Below are 2,226 nucleotides of genomic sequence, written 5' to 3'. Positions count from 1 at the left end.
CGATTTCAGCGGTGCGTTTGACATGGGTGCCGCCGCAGGGCTGCAGATCAATCTGCTCGTCAGCGGTGCCGATGCGGACAAGGCGCACATGCCCTGCCCCGCGCGGCGGCGAGACGGACATGGTTTTTACCAGCTGCGGATTGGCGTCGAGTTCGGCATCGGTGATCCAATCCTCGCTCACCTCCAGATCGCGGTCGATCAGCGCCTGCAACTGGTCCTGCAGCGCCTGTTTGTCCACGGGCGCCTCAGGCATGTTGAAATCCAGACGCCCTTTTTCCGCGCTTATAGAGCCGCCGGTCACCTCCAGCGGGATCACCACCGACAGCAGGTGCAGTGCGGTGTGGACCCGCATGTGGCCATAGCGACGATCCCAGTCGAGCACTTGGGTGACCGTCGTGCCCTCGTCAGGCAATTGTTCCCCTTCATGCGGCACCAGCACAATTGCATCGCCCTCACCCTTGACGGTGGTGGCGATGGTGCATTGGCCGTCGCCCCACAAAAGCTGGCCGCTGTCGCCGGGCTGGCCGCCGCCGGTGGCGTAAAACAGAGAGCGGTCCAGGATCAGCCCGCCCTGTTCCGTGCGGGCCAGGACCATCGCTTCGGTCATCCGTGCATAGGCGTCATTGCGGAACAATGGTTCACTTGTCGGCATCGGCATCTCCATCAGCATCTTCTTGGGGGTCCTGCTGGACATCCGCCAGATCCGGCTTCAGCGGAGCAGACGCGGGAGCGGCGGCAGGTGCGGAAGCGGGAGCTGTGGCAGAGGCCGCCGGTTTTGACGGGGTCAGTGCCTCGGGGTTACGGATCCAGATATCGCGCTGCATGAAGGGGATCTCGATCCCTTCTTCGTCGAACCGTTTGGAAATCTCGTAATTCATGTCGGATTTCACCGACAGAACCCAGTTCACATCGCGCAGGATTGCCCGGATCTCGAAATCCAGGCTGTCGGCGCCAAAGCCCTGGAACACCACGCTGGGCGCCGGGTTAAGCAACACCATCGGATGCGCCTTGGCGACCTCGTTCAGGATCGCCTCGACCTTGCGCGGGTCGGTGCCATAGGCGACACCTACCGGCACGATCACCCGGCCCACGGTGTTTCCGCGGGTGTAGTTGGTGACGGTGCCCGAGATCAGGTCAGAGTTCGGCACGATCACGTCAGAGCGGTCGAAGGTCTCGATCCGGGTAGAGCGGACGGAAATATCGCGCACGTAGCCCATCAGCCCGCCGACCTCGATCCAGTCGCCTTTGGAGATCGGGCGTTCGATCAGCAGGATAATGCCGGAGACGAAGTTCGACACGATAGTCTGCAAGCCAAAGCCGATGCCGACCGACAGCGCGCCTGCGACGATGGCAAGCGACGACAGGTCCAGCCCGGCCATCGAGATTGCCACCACCGCTGACAGGAAGATGCCGACATAACCAAGGCCGGAGGTGATCGCATTCTGGCCGCCCGGGTCGATCTTGGTCTTGGGCAGCAGAGAATTGCGCAATGAACCCTGGATCAGACGGGTCAGCGCATAGCCGGCGGCAAAGACGATGGCAAAGGTCAGGAAGGCGGTTGGAGAGATCTTTGTGTCGCCGATCTGGAACCCTTCCAGGAACTGCGACCACAGTTCGGTCAGGTCGGCGATCCGCGCACCCCAGATCAGCGCCAGCAGCGGCAAGGCCAGAGCCGCGAGCACAAAGCCGATCATCACCGCAAACAGGGATTCCCGCGCTTCGGACCCTCTGCCGGAGAGCCAGCCGTAGAGATCGCCCAGGAAGCGCTGCAGTACCAGCAGGGCGGCCAGCAGCGCCAGGGTGGACACCGCGGGATAGATCAGCGCCTCGGCCGCGTTGACATAGCCAAAGGCGGCCAGCACCGGCGACACGAACCCCAGCAGATAGGTGGCACGGCGCACCAGATTCATGATCCGGTTGGCGCCGGCGGCTATGGCACCGTCCTCATCGGTTTCATCGCCGCTTTGCTGCTGACGGCGCTTGGCGCCGATGCGGTGCAGGCGCAGCAGCACCAGAGCAGCCCCCATGATCAGCGGGAAGCTGGCCACCGCATGGGCCTCAGCCGGGATGCTGTCGATGTTTTCCAGCTGCGACAGCGCGTCCTGCAGCACCAGGATGACCGCCAGGATGTCAACCATCAGCCGGGTCTCGTTCAGCCGCCCTTCCTGCACCGGGACCAGATCGTTTTCGATGCGGCTGGAAAACAGCTGGTTGCCCAGCCAATGG

General features: G+C 63.2%; 2 protein-coding genes. Both read right to left on the bottom strand.

Annotation, left to right across the window (positions count from 1 at the left end; genetic code table 11):
* The coding region (locus tag A2I95_RS32685) for an alanyl-tRNA editing protein (RefSeq protein ID WP_291736526.1) at positions 1-652 on the bottom strand (652 nt) is incomplete at its 3' end.
* Positions 639-2,226: mechanosensitive ion channel domain-containing protein (locus A2I95_RS32680; protein ID WP_291736523.1), on the bottom strand; the 1,588-nt coding region annotated here is incomplete at its 5' end. The genes A2I95_RS32680 and A2I95_RS32685, both read right to left, overlap by 14 nt.

This window comes from Leisingera sp. F5, from assembly GCF_001593695.1.
Note: the sequence above shows the minus strand (reverse complement) of the source record. Positions and strands in the feature narration are given on the sequence as shown.